Genomic DNA, 18,435 nt, shown 5'->3' on the forward strand with positions numbered 1-18,435 from the left:
GGCTCACCTCCGTACCGGCCGGATCCCTTCGAGGGTCGGCACCACCGGCCTGATCGAACCGTCCGCCGCGAACTCCATGCGGTCGACGGTGGTCTCCCGGTGCGTGCCGTCCCCGCCCGGCCGCCCCGGCCCGTTCAGGGCGAACCGGTGGTAGACGATGTACCAGTCGTCGGTGCCGGGGACGTTCACCACGGAGTGGTGACCGGTGGCGAGGATGCCGTACTCGGGACGCTTGGACAGGATCGTCCCCTGCTTGGTCCACGGACCGAGCGGGGACGGTCCCGTCGCACAGGCGACGTGGTAGTCCTCGCTGCGGGTGTCGTCCTCGGACCACATGAAGTGGTACGTGCCCCGCCGCTTGATCACGAAGGACCCCTCGCGGAAGTCGTCCGGCGTGATGTCCTCGACCTTCGCCGGGTCGTACGAGGTCATGTCGTCGTTCAGCGGCACCACGTACGCGTGCCCGTTGCCCCAGTAGAGGTACGACGTCCCGTCGTCGTCGGTGAAGACGGCCGGGTCGATCATCTGGCCCTTCAGCGAACCCCCCTTCGCCACCAGCGGCCTGCCCAGCGCGTCCCTGAAGGGCCCGGCGGGGGAGTCCGCCACCGCCACGCCGATCTGCTGCTCGGCACAGAAGTAGAAGTAGTACTTCCCGTCCCGCTCGGCGATCGCCGGCGCCCACGCGTACGAGTCGGCCCACGACACGTCCGTACCGAGGTCGAGTATCACCCCGTGGTCCTTCCAGTGGACCAGGTCCGTGGAGGAGTACGCCGTGAACTTCGTGCCGCCCCAGCCGTCGAAGCCGTCTGTGGTCGGGTAGATCCAGTACTCGCCGTCCAGGTGGTGCACGTCCGGGTCGGCGTGCAGACCGGGCAGGACGGGACTGCCGGTCGGCACGGCCTCGACGCTCCAGCGGCGGCTGGTCCCGTCCGGGGCCGTCACGGTGTACGTCTGCGGCGTGCGGAAGTCCCGGCGGGTACCGGACGCGGGGCTCACACGGGCCCCCTCGCCGACCGCCAACTCCGGTGCCAGCACGGAGAGATCGACGCCCGGCCGCATCGGCAGCACGATCTTCGACGCGGCCTCCGTGACGATCGCGTACCCCTTCTGGCCGGCGGCCGTCGCGTCCACGACGGACGTCCCGGAGACCGGATACGCGGCCAGCAGCCGGTCGTACTCCTCCCGTGTCACCGCAAGCACCGAGCCGTGGCGCGGACTCGCGGGCAGCCGGTAGGCCGTGCACGGCGTCCACCTGCCCGAGTCGAGGTCGGTGGTCTCGAAGGGGACGTACCCGCGACCGTCGTACTCGTCGATGAACAGGTACCACCTTCCCCCGGAGTTGGCCCGGAAGACGATCGGCCCCTCGCCCCGGCTCAGCACCCCGCCCCCGATGCCGTCCGCGACCGGTGTGTACGAAGTGCCGGTGAGCGTCGGCGACTTCTCGGCGGTGATGAACTTCGACCCCGGTGAACCGGACGCCGGATCCCGCTCGTCCTTGGTGTAGCGGTAGTAGGTGCCGTCGTGCTCCAGCACCGTCGAGTCGATCACCGAATGCCCGGGGTCGTGCCAGACCTGAGGGGCGCTGAAGACGCGGAAGTCCTTCGTCGTCGCGTACAGCATGGTGTGGTACGTCGAGCCGCGCAGCCTCGACGCCCAGAAGACGACGTACGCGCCGAGCTCGGGGTCGTAACAGGCCTCCGGCGCCCAGGCGTTGCCCGCTCCTTCGGGAGCGACCTCCACCAGCCATGGGTCCGTCCAGTGGACCAGGTCGGTCGACTCCAGGATCACGATCGACCTGCTGCCGCTGTGCTGCACCTCGTCCCAGCTGCCGCTGCTCTCCCGGTACATCCGCAGGTCCGTGGCGAGCAGGAAGAACCGGTCGCCCTCGGGGGAGCGGACCAGGAACGGGTCCCGCAGCCCCCTCTCGCCGATCGCGGAGGTGACGACGGGTGCGCCGCCGTTCAGCTCCCGCCAGTGCAGGGGGTCGTCGCCGCGGCTGAGGGCGTAGCGGATCTGCTCGCCGTCGGCGGTGCCCTCGCCGGTGAAGTAGGCGAAGAGATATCCGGCGTAGGGGGGACGGGTCACGGGTGGGGCTCCTCGGGGGGCGGAAGGTGTGGGGGTGTGGGGGTTTCTGTCGGGTCCGCAACGAGGAAGCGCCCCGCCTGTCGTCACAGGCGGGGCGCTTCTGGTGCCGGCCCGAGGGGGGCTCCAGCCGGCAGCTGTCGACCGAGGGGGGCTCGGGCCGACAGGTCTGTGCACTGGAAAGGACGTCTGAATCGAACATGAGGTTGTGTCACTTCTACCCCAAGGGAGAAATCCTGCACATGCGGAGCCTTCGCGTCCCGGCGGGCGGCTACGAGCCCCCCGCGTCCGCCGAACCGCCGCTCTGCGCGGCGAAGCCGCCCTTCACCGAGAGCTTGTCGGATTTTGTGGCCGCCGTGGCCGCCGTCGCCGTATAGCCGTCGCCCTTCGCGTCCCGGTCGGCACGCCCGCGGTTGTACTGCGCGGCGAACACCCACTCGCCCGCCGGGACCGTGCGGCCCTCCTTGAGCACCCAGGTGTAGACGAGGAAGCCGTCCTTCTCGGCGACCGTGAACGTGTAGTCGTCCGCGGGCAGCGAGCGCCAGCCACCGGTGCTGGTGACACCGCCGGTCTGGGCGATCCGCACCTCCACCGTGAGCGAGGTCAGCTGCTCGGAGGTCTTGAGGGTCACATCGCTCTGCGCCCAGAACTCGTTGCTGTTCGAGTCCAGCGAGCCCGCCGACCGGAGCGGGCCGTCCTCGGCACCGGAGGCCGGCACCTGGGGGGACGCCTCCGATGTGCGCGAGGGCGTGCCGGTCGGACGGTCCGTGCCGTGGGTCGGGGTGGAGCGCGGGGTCGGGTCGGCCGGCGGGGCGGGCGGACGGCTCGTCGCGTCGGGTGACGGGCTGGGCGTGCCCGTGGCGGCGACCGACCTCTCCGCGGTCGGCTCGTCCTTCACGGCGGACGCCACCGCAAAGCCGCCGAACCCCAGGACGCAGGCGACCGCGGCCGTGGCGCCGGCCACCCGCACCCAGCCGTACACCGGCGGCCGGGTCGCCCGGTGGTCGGGACGGCCCTGCTCCGCCATGCCGCGCTCGACCCGGGCGAGGATCCGCTCACGGTCCGGCTCGTGCTGCCCGGCCGCGTCCCGCAGCCGGGCGCGCAGTTCGCCGTGCCCGTCCCGCCGCATGGTCATCGGTCCCTTCCTCCGGTCTCACCGGTGCGCGCCATCGCCGCACGCATCCTCAGCGGGGCGTCCTGGATGCCCAGCAGGCGCTGCAACTCGGCCATCCCCTTCGAGGTCTGGCTCTTCACCGTACCGACCGACACACCGAGGGCCAGCGCGGTGTCCTTCTCGGAGAGGTCGAACGCGTGCCGCAGCACGACACAGGCCCGCTTGCGGAACGGCAGCCTGCGCAGCGCCTCCCGCACGTCGACCACGCCCGCCACGTCCGGGTTCTCGACCTTCTCCGCGCGCTGGGACCAGAACAGGGCGATCCGGCGGCGTTCGCGGACCGTGCCGCGGATGCGGGTGCGGGCCAGGTTGGCGACCACCCCGCGCGCGTAGGCCGCCGGGTGCTCGGCCGCGCGCACCCGGTCCCAGCGCTGCCACAGCGCCAGCAGCGCGTCCGCCGCCAGATCGTCCGCCGCGTCCGACTCGCCGGTCAACAGATGGGCGAGACGGGACAGTTCGGCGTAGTGGCGCTCGAAGAAGGCATGGAACTCCACGGAGGCGTCGTCGTCGACGACTGTGCCCACGGGCTACCTCTCTCACGGGTGTGTGCCATGTGGATGACATGTGATCGTTCCGGGCGGGCCCGGGACGATCCGGAGCGTAGCAGTGGCGTGTGTGCGGTTCTCGTACGGGTCTTCGAACGATGTCCGGCTCATCGGGTCCGATTCCGTAACACGGGGAAAACCCGAACCGGGTTCTTGGCATGCACAATCCAGCCAGCATCCGCACACCGATCACTGAGGCACCAGGGAGCCGCCGGCATGTCCGTCGACCAGTACTTCAGGATCTCCGAACGGGGATCCACCTACACCAGAGAGATACGCGGCGGCCTCGCCACGTTCTTCACGATGGCCTACATCCTCGTCCTGAACCCGATCATCCTCGGCAGCGCCAAGGACAAGTTCGGGCACCACCTGGACGCGGTCCAGCTGACCACCGCGACGGCCCTGGTGGCCGCGGTGATGACGGTCATCATGGGCGTGGGCGGCAACCTGCCGCTCGCGCTCGCCGCCGGGCTCGGGCTGAACGCCGTCGTCGCCTTCCAGATCGCCCCGCTGATGAGCTGGGACGACGCGATGGGGCTGGTCGTCCTGGAAGGACTGCTGATCTGCGTCCTCGTGGTCACCGGACTGCGGGAGGCCGTCATGCGGGCCATCCCGCAACCGCTCAAGCAGGCGATCAGCGTCGGCATCGGCCTGTTCATCGCCTTCATCGGCTTCGTGGACGCGGGATTCGTCAGCCGTATCCCCGACGCCGCGAACACCACCGTGCCGGTGCAGCTCGGGGGCACCGGCGCCCTCGGCGGCTGGCCGATCCTGGTGTTCTGCCTCGGTGTGCTGCTGACCATCGGACTGCTCGCCCGCAAGGTCAAGGGCGCCATCCTGATCAGCATCGTGACCATGACGGTCCTCGCGATGATCATCAACTCCGTCGCCGACATCAAGTCCTGGGGGCTGACGACCCCGGCCTGGCCCGACAAGATCGTGGACACCCCCGACTTCGGACTGATCGGCCACTTCAGCCTGTTCGGCGCCTTCAGCGCGCCCGGTGTGGGCGTGGTCACCGTCGTGCTGCTGATCTTCACGCTGATCCTGTCCGACTTCTTCGACACCATGGGCACGGTCGTCGGCATCAGCGCCGAGGCGGGCCTGCTGGACGAGGAGGGGAAGGTGCCCAACCTGGGTCGCGTGCTCCTCATCGACGGGGCGGCGGCGGTGGCCGGCGGCGCCGCGTCCGCGTCCTCCGCGACCTCGTACATCGAGTCGGCGGCCGGCGTCGGTGAGGGCTCGCGCACGGGCTTCTCGAACCTGGTCACCGGCGGGCTGTTCGCGCTGGCGCTCTTCCTGACCCCGCTGCTGACCATCGTCCCGCTCCAAGCCGCCGCGCCCGCGCTCGTCGCCGTCGGGTTCCTGATGATGACGCAGGTCAAGCACATCGACTGGGACCAGTACGACATCGCGATCCCGGCGTTCCTGACCATCGCCGTGATGCCCTTCACGTACTCGATCACGAACGGCATCGGGGCGGGCTTCCTGGCCTACGTCGTGATCAAGGTCGTGCTCGGCAAGGCCAAGGAGATCCACTGGCTGCTGTGGGGGACGTCCGCGCTGTTCCTGGTCTACTTCGCGATCGACCCCATCGAGCAGGTGCTCGGGGTCAAGTGACCCCCGGGACGGTTCAGTTCCGGACGGCCGCCTCCATCATGGCCTTGGCCACGGGGGCGGCCAGTCCGTTGCCGCTGACCTCCGAGCGGGCCGCGTTCGACTGCTCCACCACGACCGCCACGGCGACCTCCTTGCCCCCGGCCTTAGCGTAGGACGTGAACCAGGCGTAAGGCGTCTGGCTGTTGTTCTCGCCGTGCTGGGCGGTGCCCGTCTTGCCGCCGACCGTGACCCCGTCGATCCGGGCGTTGGTGGCGGTGCCGTCCGTCACCACCGACTGCATCGCCGACTGGAGTTGCTCCGCGGTCCGCGCGCTGACGACCCGCGTGGTCCTCGCCTCGTCGTCGTAGTTCTTCAGGACGTCGCCGCCGTTGTCGGTGATCGACGAGACCATGTGGGGCGTCACCAGCTCGCCGCCGTTGGCGATGGCCGCGGAGACCATGGCCATCTGGAGGGGGGTGGCCGTGACGTCGTACTGCCCGATACCGGTCAGAGCGGTGGAGGACTCGTTCATGTCCGAGGGGTAGACGCTCTCGTACGCCCGCACCGGGACGTCCTGCTCGGTGTCGTTGAAGCCGAACTTCTCGGCCATCGCCCGCACCTTGTCCTGGCCGAGGTTCACGGCCATCTTCGCGAACACGGTGTTGCAGGAGTACTCGAGCGCGACCCGGATCGAGGCGTTCTTGCAGGGCGCCGAGGAGTTCTCGTTCCCCAGCGGGGTCACCGTGCCCGGCAGGGTGTACGGGTCCGGGCTGTCGGTCTTCTCGTCCACCGAGGAGTACAGGCCGTCCTCCAGCGCGGCCGCGGCCACCACCAGCTTGAACGTCGAACCGGGCGGCAGCGGCTGGCGCAGCGCGCGGTTGGTGAGCGGCTTGTCGGGGTCGGCGTTGAGCTGCTTCCAGGCGCCGGCCGCGGTGTTGGCGTCCGTCAGCGAGGACGGGTCGTACGACGGCGTCGACACGACCGCCAGGATCTTGCCGGTCGTCGGGTCGATGGCGACGGCCGCGCCCTTCTTGTCGCCGAGCGTGTCGTAGGCCGCCTTCTGCACGGCCGGGTCGATCGTCGTGATCACATCACCGGGCTGGGCCCGCTGGTTGGTGAGGGTGTCCATGACGGTCTTCAGCCGGGTGTCCGTGCCGTTGAGGAGGTCGGCGTAGATGCCCTCCAACTGGGTGGGGGCGTAGGCCTGCGAGGCGTAGCCCGTCACCGCCGCGTACAGCTTGCCGTTCGTGTACGTCCGCTTGTACGCGAGGTCGCTGTCCTTGGTCCGCGCGGAACCCGTGACCGCCTTTCCGGCCACGATGATGTTCCCGAGCGGTGAGGAGTACGTCTCGATGACGTTCCGCCGGTTGTCCTTGTCGTCCGCGAGTGCCTGGCCCTCGTAGAACTGCACCCAGGTCGCCCGCAGCAGCAGAGCGAACACCAGGAGCAGCGAGAAGACCGATGCGCGCCTGATCGTCTTGTTCATCCCACTCAGAAGACGATCAGGCGCGCGCGAGTCGTTCCCGTCCGTCCGCTTTTCTCATCGGACGCTCATCTACGACGGTCTCAGGCCTCCAGCGTGAGCACGAGCTCGTCGATCTCCGCGCCGCGCGCGTTGGCGTACCCGGAGGCCTCGGCGGTCACCCGGAACCCGCACTTGTGGAGCACCCGCAGCGAGCCCGCGTTGTCGGCGGCGGCCCGGGCGTACAGGGGCCGCTCGGGCACCTGGACGATCAGCTCCCGCAGGGCCGCGGTGGCGATGCCCCGCCCCCAGTAGGCGCGGTCGATCCAGTACGTCACCTCGCGCTCGCCCGCCTCGCCGTACACCGCCGCGCTGCCCACCACGTCCCCGTCCGCGAGGACCGTGCGGTGCACGGCGTCCGAGGCCCTGATCCGTTTCCAGTGGGCGTCGAAGGCGTCCCGGTCGCCCGGGTCCTTCGGGGTGAACGCGGCCATGTGCAGGGCCTCGGGATCGTTCATCTGCCGGAAGAAGACCGGCAGATCACTGTCGTGGACCTCTCGGAGCGCGATCTGCATCCCCCCACCCTAGGGGCAGGGTCTGTCAGAGCCTGCGGGTCGCGAGGGTCAGCCGGTCGCGGGCGTCGAACAGGGCGTCCTTCACCAGCTGTTCATGGGCCGGGGTCAGGCGTGCGACCGGCACCGAGCAGCTGATCGCGTCCCGCGCGGGGGTGCGGTAGGGGATCGCCACCCCGAAGCAGCGCAGGCCCAGGGTGTTCTCCTCACGGTCGACCGAGAAGCCCTGCTCGCGGATCTGGTGCAGCTCCTCGATGAGCTTCTCGCGGTCGGTGATGGTGTGCTCGGTCAGCGCGGGCAGGGTCTCCGGCAGCATCTTGCGGACCTGCTCGTCGGAGTACGTGCTCAGCAGCGCCTTGCCGAGGGAGGTGGAGTGCGCCGGGAGGCGGCGGCCGACCCTCGTGAAGGGGCGCAGGTAGTGCTGGGACTGCCGGGTCGCGAGGTAGACGACGTTCGTGCCGTCCAGCCGCGCCAGGTGGATGGTCTCCGTGGTGTCGTCGGAGAGCCGGTCCAGGGTCGGCCGGGCCGCCGCGACCACCTCGTCGCCGTCGATGTAGGAGGTGCCGACGAGCAGCGCCCGCACCCCGATGCCGTACCGCGTGCCCGTCGCGTCGGTCTCCACCCAGCCCAGCTCCACCAGCGTGCGCAGCAGCATGTAGAGGCTGGACTTGGGGTACCCGACGGCCTCCTGCACGGCGGCCAGGGAGTGCATGCCGGGGCGCCCGGCGAAGTATTCGAGCAGTTCGACCGTCCGTACCGCGGACTTGACCTGTGAACCGCCGCCCGTCTCGCCTGCCGACATCGCCCTTGACCCCTTCGTTGGACGAGAACCAGAGATATAGTCTCGGACAGCATATTCACCACCAGAGACAGCGTTCAGCATATCGAACGTTCCTGGTGGATGACCCGGATGTGGATGACCCGGATACACGTGGAGGGACCGCGGTGGCAGCAGCACCAGTCTGGAGTGTCGACCCCCGAACCGGGAAGCAGCGCGAACAGGTTGCGGTGGAGGCCACAGCCCAGGAGGTGGACGCCACGGTCCGCGCCGCGCACGACGCGCGCGCGTCCCTCGCCGACCGCGCCGTCCGCGCGGCCTTCCTGCGCTCCGCCGCCGACCTGCTCCAGGCCTCCAAGGACCACCTCGTGGAGGCCGCCGACGCCGAGACGGCGCTCGGCCCGGTCCGGCTCACCGGCGAGCTCGCCCGCACCAGCTACCAGTTGCGGGCCTTCGCCGACATCGTCGACGAGGGCGAGTTCCTCGGCGTGGTGATCAACCACCCCGACGACACCGCCACCCCGCCCATCCCCGACCTGCGCCGCTACAAGGTTCCCCTCGGCGTCGTCGCCGTCTACTCGGCCTCCAACTTCCCCTTCGCCTTCTCCGTCGCCGGCGGCGACACCGCGAGCGCGCTCGCCGCGGGCAACCCGGTCGTCGTCAAGGCCCACCCCGACCACCCGGCCCTGTCCGAGCTGGTCGCGTCCGTACTGCGCCGGGCCGCGGCCGAGCACGGCATCCCGGCCGGTGTCCTCGGCCTGGTCCACGGCTTCGAGGCGGGCCTCGAACTGATCAGGCACCCCCTGATCGCCGCGGCCGGCTTCACCGGGTCGGTGAAGGGCGGCCGCGCCCTGTTCGACGCGGCGGCCGCGCGCCCGGTGCCGATCCCCTTCCACGGCGAGCTGGGTTCGCTGAACCCCGTCGTGGTCACCGAGGAGGCCGCCGCCGAGCGCGCGGAGGCCATCGGCGCCGGGCTCGCCGGCTCGATGACCCTCGGGGTCGGCCAGTTCTGCGTGAAGCCGGGCCTGGTCCTCGTGCCGTCCGGCGCGGCGGGCGACGGCCTGGTGAAGTCGCTGACGGACGCCGTCAGCGACACCGACGCGGGCGTCCTCCTCGACCACCGCATGCGGGACAACTTCGTCGCCGGGGTCGCCGAGCGCAGGCAGCTCCCCGAGGTCGACTCCCCGGTGACGCCCGGCGCGGGCGGCGAGCACACGGTCAGCGCGGGCTTCCTCACCGTGGCGGCGGAAAAACTGGCCGAGGAGGGGGCGTACGACCTGCTCCTGGAGGAGTGCTTCGGCCCGGTGACCGTGGTGGTCCGCTACGACGACGACGCCCAGGCGCGCGCGGTGCTGTCCCGGCTGCCGGGCAACCTCACCGCGACGGTCCACCTCTCCGAGGCCGAGGCGGCGGGCCAGGGCCGCGGCGCGGAGATCCTCGCGGAGCTGACCCCGCTGGCCGGCCGGGTCCTCGTGAACGGCTGGCCGACCGGAGTCGCGGTGGCCCCCGCCCAGCACCACGGCGGCCCGTACCCGGCGACCACGTCCACCTCGACGTCGGTGGGCGGTACCGCGATCGAGCGCTGGCTGCGGCCGGTGGCGTACCAGAACGCCCCCGAGGCGCTGCTCCCGCCGGAGCTGCGGGACGACAACCCGCTGGGCCTGCCCCGCCGTTTCGACAACCGTCTCGAACGCTGAGGCTTGTCTGACCATCCCCGTCCGCCGCGCGACGCCATGCACGCTCCCCCCCAGAGGGGGTACCCCCATCGCCGCACCGGGCGCAGACCCAAGTACGTCCAGTACGAGGGCCGACGCCCGGCACGCCGAGAGCACGCACCTGACGCCGCGAGGCCGCCCTTCGGGCGACGACGGGAATGGTCGGACAGGCCCTGGGCAACCCGAGGTCCGCACGCGCGGAGGGAACTGGAAAACTCTGAGGATGGACGTCGAACTCTCCGAGCTCCCTTTCCCTCTCCGCACCTACGGCCCCGACGGGCACTGGGCGTACGAGGACGGCATACTCTCCGGCTGGGCCGGCCCCCGGCAGGACCGGTTCGTGCCGCCCACCGGGGAGTCGCTCGACCCCGCCGCCGACGCGCCGCGGCTGCTCGGCGCCCCCGAGGGGGACTTCCAGCTGATAGCCCGCGTCACCGTGGGCTTCAACGGATCGTTCGACGCGGGCGTGCTGTACGTCCACGTCGGCGAGCGGGCCTGGGCCAAGCTCTGCCTGGAGAACTCCCCGGACGTGCCCACCGTCTGCACGGTCGTCACCCGAGGCCACTCCGACGACTGCAACTCCTTCACCGTGGACGGCAGTTCGGTCTGGCTCCGGGTCAGCCGCACCGGCCGCGCCTTCGCCTTCCACGCCTCCCGCGACGGCGAGCGCTGGACCTTCGTCCGCCTGTTCACCCTGGGCGACGAGAAGGAGACCGGCGCGGCCCTGGTCGGCTTCATGGCCCAGGCCCCGATGGGAGCGGGCTGCGTGGTGACCTACGACCACATCGAGTTCAGGAACGCCTGGCCGGACGACCTGCGCGACGGAAGCTGAGCGCTGCGCTCGGCCTCAACCGGACGCCTGGAAGACGCCTCACCATGTCGTCGGGCGGCTTCGGGACACAGGGGGCCGATCGCGCCCGCCCGCTGCCGCCGCCCGAGCCACCTGGAGAACTGTGGCGGCCCGAAACGACGGCGCCCGGCACACACCCGCCACCGGTGACAGCTACCAGCGTGACGACTGGTCCCGCGCGCACTCCGGCCCCTGGGAATGGAACCCGCTGCTTGAACGTTCACTCATCGATGCGGAGGGAGTCTCCGTGACCGTCCGACCTGGAGAGAGCCGAACCATGCGCGTCGAGATCTGGAGCGACATCGCCTGCCCCTGGTGCTACGTGGGCAAGGCCCGCTTCGAGAAGGCGCTGGAGGCCTTCCCGCACCGCGACGGCGTGGAGGTGGTGCACCGGTCGTTCGAGCTGGACCCCGGGCGGGCCAAGGGGGACGTGCAGCCCGTGCTCGCCATGCTCAGCAAGAAGTACGGCATGAGCCAGGCCCAGGCCCAGGCCGGCGAGGAGAACCTCGGTGCCCAGGCCGCCGCCGAGGGGCTCGACTACCGCACCCGTGACCGCGACCACGGCAACACCTTCGACCTGCACCGCCTCCTCCACCTCGCCAAGGAGCGGGGCCGGCAGGACGAGCTGATCCAGATCTTCTACCGGGCCAACTTCGCCGAGGAGCGCTCCCTGTTCAGCGAGGGCGACGAGCGGCTCGTGGAACTCGCCGTCGAGGCCGGACTGGACGCCGACGAGGTCCGCAAGGTCCTCGCCGACCCCACCGCCTACGCCGACGAGGTCCGCGCCGACGAGCGAGAGGCCGCCGAGCTTGGTGCCAACGGCGTCCCCTTCTTCGTCCTGGACCGCAAGTACGGCGTCTCCGGCGCCCAGCCCGCCGAGGTCTTCACCCAGGCCCTCACCCAGGCCTGGGGCAACCGCTCCCCGCTCCAGCTGATCGACCAGGGCGCCGCGGACGCCGAGGCCTGCGGTCCCGACGGGTGCGCGGTACCGCAGCAGCACTGACGGCCGTACCGCGGCAGCACTGACGGCCGTACCGCGGCAGCACCGACAAAGGCGCAGGTCGGCGCGGACGTATAAGCGTTCCTTAGCGGAACCACGTAAGAAATCGCAATGGACCGAGAGGTCTCCCGGCCCCACAGTGGACCCATGGAGACCTTCGAGAGCCTCGTCCGCGCCGAGTTCGCCCCGAAGAACACCTTCCTCAACACCGCGAGCAGCGGCCTGCTGCCCGCCCGGACCGTGACCGCCCTCCGGGAGGCGGTGCTGATCCGCGCCGAGGGCCGTCCGCTGGACCCCCTGTTCCAGGACGTGGAACAGTCCCGCGCCGCGTTCGCCCGACTGGCCGGCGTGCCGGTCACCCGGGTCGCGGCGGGCGCCTCCGTGTCCGCCCACTCGGGCCTGGTCGCCGCCTCCCTGCCCCCGGGCGCCGAAGTCCTCACCGCCGAGGACGACTTCACCTCCGTGGTGAACCCCTTCCACACCCGCGGCGACCTCAAGGTCCGGATCGTGCCGCTGGAGCGCCTCGCCGAGTCCGTCCGTCCCGGCACCGTGCTCGTCGCGGTCAGCGCCGCCCAGTCCGCCGACGGCCGGATCGCCGACCTGGCCGCCCTGCGGGAGGCCGCGCGCGCCCACGGCGCCCGCACCTACGTCGACTTCTCCCAGGCCGCCGGCTGGCTCCCGGTGGACGCGGAGTCGTACGACTACACCGTCTCCACCACCTTCAAGTGGCTCCTCGGCCCGCACGGCGCCGCCTTCCTCGTCGTGCCGCCGGAGTCCGAGGGCTTCGGCGAGCTCAAGCCCGTGCTCGCCGGCTGGGTCGCGGGGGAGGTGCCCTGGGACAGCTGCTACGGCCCGATCGCCGAACTGGCCCACTCCGCCCGGCGGTTCGACGTCAGCCCGGGCCTGTTCACCTACACCGGAACCCGCAGCTCCCTCGAACTCATCGAGGAACTCGGCGTGGACGCCGTGCGTGCCCACGACCTCGCCCTCGCCGACCGCTTCCGCACCGGACTCGCCGACCTCGGGTACGCCCCGCTGCCCGCACCCGATTCACCCATCGTCTCCGTGCCCGGACTCGGCGCGCGTCAGGGCGAGTTGAGCGCGGCGGGCCTCGAGGTCTCCAACCGGGCCGGCAACCTGCGGGCCTCCTTCCACCTGTACAACACACCCGCGGACGTGGACCGGCTCCTGAACGCCCTGTCTCCCTGACCCGACAACCGCGATGAACGCGACAGGCGACGCGGCCGCCGTACGGAACGTACGGGAGCGGGCCGCGCCGCCTGTTCGTAGGTGAGACCACCTCACCCGGTCACGTCACCGGTGGTCACTTCACCGGCGTGAAGTCCCTCGCGCCGATGAACTCCGGCCGCCGGATGGGCGCCGCGAACGGCTCCACGGCCTCGTTCTCCACGCTGTTGAACACGATGAACACGTTGCTGCGCGGGAAAGGCGTGATGTTGTCACCGGAGCCGTGCATGCAGTTGCAGTCGAACCAGGTCGCCGAACCGGCCTTGCCCGTGAAGAGCTTGATGCCGTACTCGGAGGCCATCGCGGTCAGCGCCTCGTCCGAGGGCGTGCCCGCGTCCTGCATCTGGAGCGACTGCTTGTAGTTGTCCTTCGGAGTGGCCCCCGCGCACCCGAGGAAGGTGCGGTGCGACCCCGGCATGATCATGAGGCCGCCGTTGGTGTCGTAGTTCTCGGTCAGCGCGATCGAGACGGACACCGTGCGCATGTTCGGCAGGCCGTCCTCGGCGTGCCAGGTCTCGAAGTCGGAGTGCCAGTAGAAGCCGCTGGCCCCGAACCCGGGCTTGACGTTGATCCGCGACTGGTGGACATAGACGTCCGAGCCGAGGATCTGCCGGGCCCGGCCGACCACCCGCTCGTCGCGCACCAGGTTCGCGAACACCTCGCTGATCTTGTGCACCTCGAAGACCGAGCGGATCTCCTTGGACTTCGGCTCGACGATCGAGCGCTCGTCCGCGCGGATCTCCGGGTCCGTGACGAGACGCTCCAACTCCCGCTGGTACACGGGGACTTCGTCGGGGCGGATGAGCTGGTCGACGGCGAGGAAGCCGTCGCGCTCGAACGACTCCAGCTCGGCCGTGGCGATCGGTCCCGGCGCGCCGGGCGCCGACCAGACGACCGGGTCCTTGCGCGGGACGGACACCTCGGTGGCGCCTCGGCTGGGGTAGAGATCGGTGACGGTGGTCATGGTGGTCATGTGGTCACACCTCCTCGGTTTCGGCTTCGGGTTCCGTGAGCAGCGGGTAGACGCCGTTCTCGTCGTGGTCCTCCCGGCCGGTGACCGGCGGGTTGAACACGCACAGGCAGCGGAAGTCCTCCTTGACGCGCAGCGTGTGCCGCTCGTGCCCGTCCAGCAGATACATGGTCCCGGGCGTGATCGAGTGGGTCAGCCCGCTCTCGTGGTCGGTCAGCTCGGCCTCGCCCTCGACGCAGACGACGGCCTCGACGTGGTTGGCGTACCACATCGACGTCTCCGTACCCGCGTACAGGATGGTCTCGTGCAGGGAGAAGCCGACCCGCTCCTTGGCGAGCACGATGCGTTTGCTCTCCCAGGTGCCGGACGCGGCCTTCACATGCCGGTCGGTGCCTTCGATGTCCTTGAACGAACGGACGATCACGGTGCTGCGATGCCTCCTAGTTAGACGGTGTGCTGAGACGGGGTCTCAGACGGTTTCCCGTACGGCACGGGCGAGGATGCTCAGCCCCTCGTCCAGCTCCTCCGGGGTGATCGTGAGTGCCGGGAGCAGCTTCACGACCTCGCTCTCGGGGCCCGAGGTCTCGATGAGCAGCCCGAGTTCGAAGGCCCGCTGCGCCACCTTCCCGGCGCGCGCCTTGTCGTGGAACTCCAGACCCCACACCAGCCCGCGGCCGCGGTACTCCTTGATGTCGGCCAGGTTCTCCTCGGTGATGGAGATGAGCCCCTGCTCGACCTGCTCGCCGCGCTGGCGGGTCTGCTTCTCCATCGCGGAACCGTCCGCCCAGTACTGCTCCAGGGTGGCGGTGGCCGTGACGAAGGCCGGGTTGTTGCCGCGGAACGTGCCGTTGTGCTCGCCCGGCTCCCAGATGTCCAGCTCGGGCTTGAACAGGCACAGCGACATGGGAAGGCCGTAACCGCTGATCGACTTCGAGACGGTGACGATGTCGGGCGTGATGCCCGCCTCCTCGAACGAGAAGAAGGCCCCCGTCCGTCCGCAGCCCATCTGGATGTCGTCGACGATGAGCAGCATGTCCTGCCGCTCGCACAGCGCGGCGAGGGCCTGGAGCCACTCGCGCCGGGCGACGTTGATGCCGCCCTCGCCCTGCACGGTCTCCACGATCACCGCGGCCGGCTTGTTGAGGCCCGAGCCCTGGTCCTCCAGGAGCCGCTCGAACCAGAGGAAGTCCTCGACGGTGCCGTCGAAGTAGTTGTCGAACGGCATCGGGGTGCCGTGCACCAGCGGGATGCCGGCGCCGGCCCGCTTGAAGGCGTTGCCGGTGACGGCGAGCGACCCGAGCGACATCCCGTGGAACGCGTTGGTGAAGGACACGATCGCCTCGCGGCCCTTGACCTTGCGCGCCAGTTTCAGCGCGGACTCCACGGCATTCGTCCCCGTCGGACCCGGGAACATGACCTTGTACGGCAGGTCCCGCGGGCGCAGCACCAGGTCCTGGAAGGTCTGGAGGAAGGCGCGCTTGGCGGTGGTCGACATGTCGAGCCCGTGCGTGACCCCGTCCCGCTCCAGGTAGTCGATCAACGCCCGTTTCAGCACCGGGTTGTTGTGGCCGTAGTTCAGTGAACCGGCGCCGGCGAAGAAGTCCAGGTACGCGCGGCCGTCCTCGTCGTACATACGGCTGCCCTGCGCGCGGTCGAAGACGGTGGGCCAGCCGCGGCAGTAGCTGCGCACCTCGGACTCGATGGTCTCGAAGACGCTGAGGTCGGGCTGGGTGATGGTCACGACGAATCGCTCCTCGGGTGCGTGGGGGTGCGTGGGGGAGGGGAGTACGGGGTGGTCGGTCTTCGGTTCTCGTCCGGCCGTCAGGGGGAGAGGGGGCCGATGCGGTAGAGGACCTCGGGGTCGTGCGGTCCGTCGGGGAACTGGCTGGTGTCGAACAGCACCTCGCGCTCCACGGTGGCGCCACGGCGTTCGGCGAACGAGGTGAACAGCCGCTCCGAGGCGGTGTTCCCCGGGGTGATGGTGGTCTCGACGGTGGTCAGCCCGCGCTCGGCGACGAGCCGGGCGGTGAGGCCGTCCAGCAGGGCGGCGGCGAGACCGCGGCCGCGGTAGGCGGAGTCCACGGCCACCTGCCAGACGAGGAGGGTGCCGGGCCGGTCCGGGCGGACGTACCCGGTGACGAAGCCGACCGGCTCCCCACGCTCGTTCCGTGCGACGGCCGAGGTGGCGGCGAAGTCACGGCACCACAGCAGATAGCTGTACGACGAGTTCAGGTCGAGGACTTCGGAGTCGCGGGCGATGCGCCACAGCGCGGCTCCGTCCGCGACCGTGGGCCGGTCGATTTGCAGGTCTGCTTGTACGGCAGTCATGCGAATTCAATTTACCGACGGAAATAGAAAAATGCATCGCCGGGTGGGGTTACGTGAGGGCGTCCCATGTGTTATCACGCGTGCGCGCAGCAGGGCGCAAGGGGTGCCCGATATGGAATATTTCGACCCATCCATATCGGGCAAATCTCCCGCCATGTGTAACGCGTCACAACCGTGTAACCCCCACGAGATCTCCGCGAATTCTGCCTCGATGCGTTCGCAGAATCTTTGCGTTTAGGGAGAGGGAAAGCGGGCAGGAGAATACGGGAAGCTAAGCTCTTATAAACCCGGGAATTACCCCGCCAATTATGCTCCGGTAACCCCGTCGATGCGTTCCCGCAAGATGTCGGCGTGTCCGTTGTGCCGCGCGTATTCCTCGACCATGTGGATGAGCACCCACCGCATACTGACCTCGACCCCGGCCATGTCCCCGTCCACGATCCGCCCCACCGCGTCGAGCGACCGCCCCGCACACACCTCCCGCCCCCGCGCGATTTCCCGCCGCCAGACGTCCAGCGCCTCGTCGAGCCCACGACGCGGATCGAGGACGTACCCGGTGGGCTCGTCGAACACGGGCGGCAGATCGATCCCCCCGACGACCCGCTGGAACCAGTTCCGCTCCACCTCGGCCAGATGCTGCACCAGCCCGAGCAACGTCAGCGCGGACGGCTCGGCGGCCGCGTCCCGCACCTGCCGGTCGTCCAGCCCCCGGCACTTCAGCTCCAGGGTGGCCCGGTGAAAGTCGAGCCAGCTCTCCAGCATGGGCCGCTCGTCACCGGTGAGCAGGGGGACGGGCCGGCCGTCGGGAAGTGTGTGAGTGGTCATGGATCGAGGGTGTCATTTCGAGGCTGGTCGCCGCCCCCGGTTCAGCGCTGAGCACAGACGAACGCCGGTCACAGGTGCGCCCCTTCAGGGGCGCGGGGAACTGCGCGACAAGCCACGACCAGCCCGCAGTCGACAACGGACCGGAGCGGCATACCGCAGGGTGCTCAACGCCAAGCCTCCTCCGCCGCGCGCAGCGCACCCTCCACATCCACCGACACGTTCTCACCCAGCGCCGCCCCCAGAGCCGCCAAGCACCCCCGCACAACCTCCCACGTCGCATCCGCCCCGTAATGGTTGACCCGGATCATCTCCGCGGCCAGCGCACCCCCACCCGCCGCCAGCGGCAACGCGGGGTCGAGGGACAGCGCCCGGGACACCAGTTCCGAGGCCACCACACCCCCCGGCGTGCGCAGCGTCGTGGCGACCGGTGCCGCCGCCCCGTCCTCGTGGACGTACGGCTCGAGGCCGCCGCCCAGGACCCGCGCCCCCGCCCGCGTCGCCGCGGCCGCGGACCGGTGCCGGGCCATCACCGTCTCCAGGCCGTCCGCCTCGATCCGCTCGACGCACGCCTCCAGCGCCAGCATCTCCAACTGCGCCGGCGCGTGCAGCAGAGCACGGCGGCCGCCGTCGATCCAGCGCTCCTTCCAGTCCAGCAGGGAGAGGTACGACCGCCTCGGCGCCCCCGGGTTCGCGGCCATCCGCTCCCACGCCCGCGCGCTCACCGACACCGCCGACACCCCCGCCGGCCCGCCCATCGCCTTCTGCGCCCCGATCACGCACAGGTCCACACCCCACGCGTCCGGCAGCACCGGCTCGGCGCCCACGGAGGCCACCGCGTCCAGGTAGAACAGGGCACCCCGCCGCCGTACGACCCCCCCGATCTCCGCGACCGGGTTGGTGTTGCCGGTCGCCGCCTCCGCGTGCACCAGCGACACGAAGTCGATCTCCGGGTGCTCCTCGAACGCGGCGGAGATCTGCCCGGCCGTCACCGCCGTGTGGAACGGCACCGCCAGGTCGATCACCTTCGCCCCGCAGTCCCGCAGCCAGTTCCCGAAGGTCTGCCCGTACGGACCGGTGATGACGTTCAGCGCGGTCGTCCCCGGGCCGGCGGTCCCCCGGATCGCCCCCTCCAGCGGCAGCAGCGCCTCGCCCTGCATGATCACCACGTCCTGCCTGGTGTCCAGCAGACGGGCCACCCGGTCCTCGATCTCGGCGAAGCGGGCGGCGCTCAGCGGGGCCAGGTCCAGGAGCGGGTGTGTCACGGCGGTGCCTTTTTCTCGGATGGGG

At 70.3% G+C, this 18,435-nt stretch carries 17 protein-coding genes; 5 read left to right on the top strand and 12 right to left on the bottom strand.

The genetic code is table 11. From position 1 onward, the window contains the following. Positions 1–3 precede the first annotated feature (3 nt). The 3 genes from AQJ54_RS12180 to AQJ54_RS12190 form a co-directional block, all read right to left on the bottom strand. Positions 4–2,085 carry a glycoside hydrolase family 43 protein gene (locus AQJ54_RS12180; protein ID WP_062236804.1) on the bottom strand — a complete coding sequence of 694 codons (2,082 nt, stop codon included), beginning with the start codon at positions 2,083–2,085 and terminating at the stop codon, positions 4–6. Between the two features lie 268 nt (positions 2,086–2,353). Beyond that, positions 2,354–3,217, bottom strand: coding sequence for a hypothetical protein (locus AQJ54_RS12185; RefSeq protein WP_062236806.1), 864 nt, complete (start codon positions 3,215–3,217; stop codon positions 2,354–2,356). Then, a complete protein-coding gene (locus tag AQJ54_RS12190; RefSeq protein ID WP_062236808.1) occupies positions 3,214–3,780 on the bottom strand; it encodes a SigE family RNA polymerase sigma factor in 567 nt (188 codons plus the stop codon). Before AQJ54_RS12190 ends, AQJ54_RS12185 begins: the two co-directional genes overlap by 4 nt. 237 nt (positions 3,781–4,017) lie before the next feature. On the opposite strand from AQJ54_RS12190, the gene AQJ54_RS12195 reads away from it, so the two are divergent. Further along, positions 4,018–5,421, top strand: a complete 1,404-nt coding sequence (locus AQJ54_RS12195) for an NCS2 family permease (RefSeq protein ID WP_062236810.1) — start codon at positions 4,018–4,020, stop codon at positions 5,419–5,421. Positions 5,422–5,434: 13 nt separating this feature from the next. Here AQJ54_RS12195 and AQJ54_RS12200 read toward each other — a convergent pair whose 3' ends face one another. The 3 genes from AQJ54_RS12200 to AQJ54_RS12210 form a co-directional block, all read right to left on the bottom strand. Beyond that, positions 5,435–6,886, bottom strand: a complete 1,452-nt coding sequence (locus AQJ54_RS12200; RefSeq protein ID WP_062236812.1) for a peptidoglycan D,D-transpeptidase FtsI family protein — start codon at positions 6,884–6,886, stop codon at positions 5,435–5,437. Between the two features lie 80 nt (positions 6,887–6,966). Continuing rightward, positions 6,967–7,437 carry a GNAT family N-acetyltransferase gene (locus AQJ54_RS12205; protein WP_062024337.1) on the bottom strand — a complete coding sequence of 157 codons (471 nt, stop codon included), beginning with the start codon at positions 7,435–7,437 and terminating at the stop codon, positions 6,967–6,969. A 25-nt stretch (positions 7,438–7,462) separates the two neighbouring features. Continuing rightward, positions 7,463–8,236, bottom strand: coding sequence for an IclR family transcriptional regulator (locus AQJ54_RS12210; protein WP_020121403.1), 774 nt, complete (start codon positions 8,234–8,236; stop codon positions 7,463–7,465). A gap of 206 nt (positions 8,237–8,442) precedes the next feature. Between AQJ54_RS12210 and AQJ54_RS12215 the strand changes: the two genes are divergently transcribed. The 4 genes from AQJ54_RS12215 to AQJ54_RS12230 all read left to right on the top strand — a co-directional run bounded on the left by AQJ54_RS12215 (position 8,443) and on the right by AQJ54_RS12230 (position 12,986). After that, positions 8,443–9,909 carry an aldehyde dehydrogenase (NADP(+)) gene (locus AQJ54_RS12215; protein WP_062236815.1) on the top strand — a complete coding sequence of 489 codons (1,467 nt, stop codon included), beginning with the start codon at positions 8,443–8,445 and terminating at the stop codon, positions 9,907–9,909. A 241-nt stretch (positions 9,910–10,150) separates the two neighbouring features. Beyond that, complete coding sequence (locus tag AQJ54_RS12220; RefSeq protein ID WP_062024333.1) at positions 10,151–10,759, top strand: DUF1349 domain-containing protein; 609 nt, start codon at positions 10,151–10,153, stop codon at positions 10,757–10,759. Between the two features lie 295 nt (positions 10,760–11,054). After that, positions 11,055–11,780 (top strand): DsbA family oxidoreductase, encoded by a 726-nt coding sequence (locus tag AQJ54_RS12225; RefSeq protein WP_062024331.1) that lies wholly within the window; start codon positions 11,055–11,057, stop codon positions 11,778–11,780. Between the two features lie 144 nt (positions 11,781–11,924). Then, positions 11,925–12,986 (top strand): aminotransferase class V-fold PLP-dependent enzyme, encoded by a 1,062-nt coding sequence (locus AQJ54_RS12230; RefSeq protein ID WP_062236819.1) that lies wholly within the window; start codon positions 11,925–11,927, stop codon positions 12,984–12,986. Positions 12,987–13,101: 115 nt separating this feature from the next. Here AQJ54_RS12230 and thpD read toward each other — a convergent pair whose 3' ends face one another. From thpD to AQJ54_RS12260, 6 genes are all read right to left on the bottom strand, one after another. Beyond that, entirely contained in the window at positions 13,102–13,998 is an 897-nt protein-coding gene (gene thpD, locus AQJ54_RS12235) for an ectoine hydroxylase (protein ID WP_062024328.1), read from the bottom strand. Positions 13,999–14,002: 4 nt separating this feature from the next. Continuing rightward, positions 14,003–14,419 (bottom strand): ectoine synthase, encoded by a 417-nt coding sequence (locus AQJ54_RS12240; RefSeq protein ID WP_062024326.1) that lies wholly within the window; start codon positions 14,417–14,419, stop codon positions 14,003–14,005. A 45-nt stretch (positions 14,420–14,464) separates the two neighbouring features. Continuing rightward, a complete protein-coding gene (gene ectB, locus AQJ54_RS12245) occupies positions 14,465–15,736 on the bottom strand; it encodes a diaminobutyrate--2-oxoglutarate transaminase (protein WP_062024324.1) in 1,272 nt (423 codons plus the stop codon). Positions 15,737–15,816: 80 nt separating this feature from the next. After that, a complete protein-coding gene (ectA, locus tag AQJ54_RS12250) occupies positions 15,817–16,323 on the bottom strand; it encodes a diaminobutyrate acetyltransferase (RefSeq protein WP_062236821.1) in 507 nt (168 codons plus the stop codon). A 306-nt stretch (positions 16,324–16,629) separates the two neighbouring features. Next, positions 16,630–17,148, bottom strand: a complete 519-nt coding sequence (locus AQJ54_RS12255; RefSeq protein WP_062236824.1) for a DinB family protein — start codon at positions 17,146–17,148, stop codon at positions 16,630–16,632. A gap of 164 nt (positions 17,149–17,312) precedes the next feature. Beyond that, the gene (locus AQJ54_RS12260; RefSeq protein ID WP_062236827.1) at positions 17,313–18,410 is read right to left on the bottom strand and encodes a pyridoxal-phosphate-dependent aminotransferase family protein; all 1,098 of its coding nucleotides are present in this window, start codon (positions 18,408–18,410) and stop codon (positions 17,313–17,315) included. Positions 18,411–18,435 lie beyond the last annotated feature (25 nt).

This window comes from Streptomyces griseorubiginosus, from assembly GCF_001514195.1.
Classification (GTDB): domain Bacteria; phylum Actinomycetota; class Actinomycetes; order Streptomycetales; family Streptomycetaceae; genus Streptomyces; species Streptomyces griseorubiginosus.

Coding starts and splice junctions, on each gene's coding strand:
- AQJ54_RS12185 (WP_062236806.1), bottom strand. CDS start 3,217: ATGACCATGCGGCGGGACGGGCACGGCGAACTGCGCGCCCGGCTGCGG.
- AQJ54_RS12195 (WP_062236810.1), top strand. CDS start 4,018: ATGTCCGTCGACCAGTACTTCAGGATCTCCGAACGGGGATCCACCTAC.
- AQJ54_RS12200 (WP_062236812.1), bottom strand. CDS start 6,886: ATGAACAAGACGATCAGGCGCGCATCGGTCTTCTCGCTGCTCCTGGTG.
- AQJ54_RS12205 (WP_062024337.1), bottom strand. CDS start 7,437: ATGCAGATCGCGCTCCGAGAGGTCCACGACAGTGATCTGCCGGTCTTC.
- AQJ54_RS12210 (WP_020121403.1), bottom strand. CDS start 8,236: ATGTCGGCAGGCGAGACGGGCGGCGGTTCACAGGTCAAGTCCGCGGTA.
- AQJ54_RS12220 (WP_062024333.1), top strand. CDS start 10,151: ATGGACGTCGAACTCTCCGAGCTCCCTTTCCCTCTCCGCACCTACGGC.
- AQJ54_RS12225 (WP_062024331.1), top strand. CDS start 11,055: ATGCGCGTCGAGATCTGGAGCGACATCGCCTGCCCCTGGTGCTACGTG.
- AQJ54_RS12230 (WP_062236819.1), top strand. CDS start 11,925: ATGGAGACCTTCGAGAGCCTCGTCCGCGCCGAGTTCGCCCCGAAGAAC.
- thpD (WP_062024328.1), bottom strand. CDS start 13,998: ATGACCACCATGACCACCGTCACCGATCTCTACCCCAGCCGAGGCGCC.
- ectA (WP_062236821.1), bottom strand. CDS start 16,323: ATGACTGCCGTACAAGCAGACCTGCAAATCGACCGGCCCACGGTCGCG.
- AQJ54_RS12255 (WP_062236824.1), bottom strand. CDS start 17,148: ATGACCACTCACACACTTCCCGACGGCCGGCCCGTCCCCCTGCTCACC.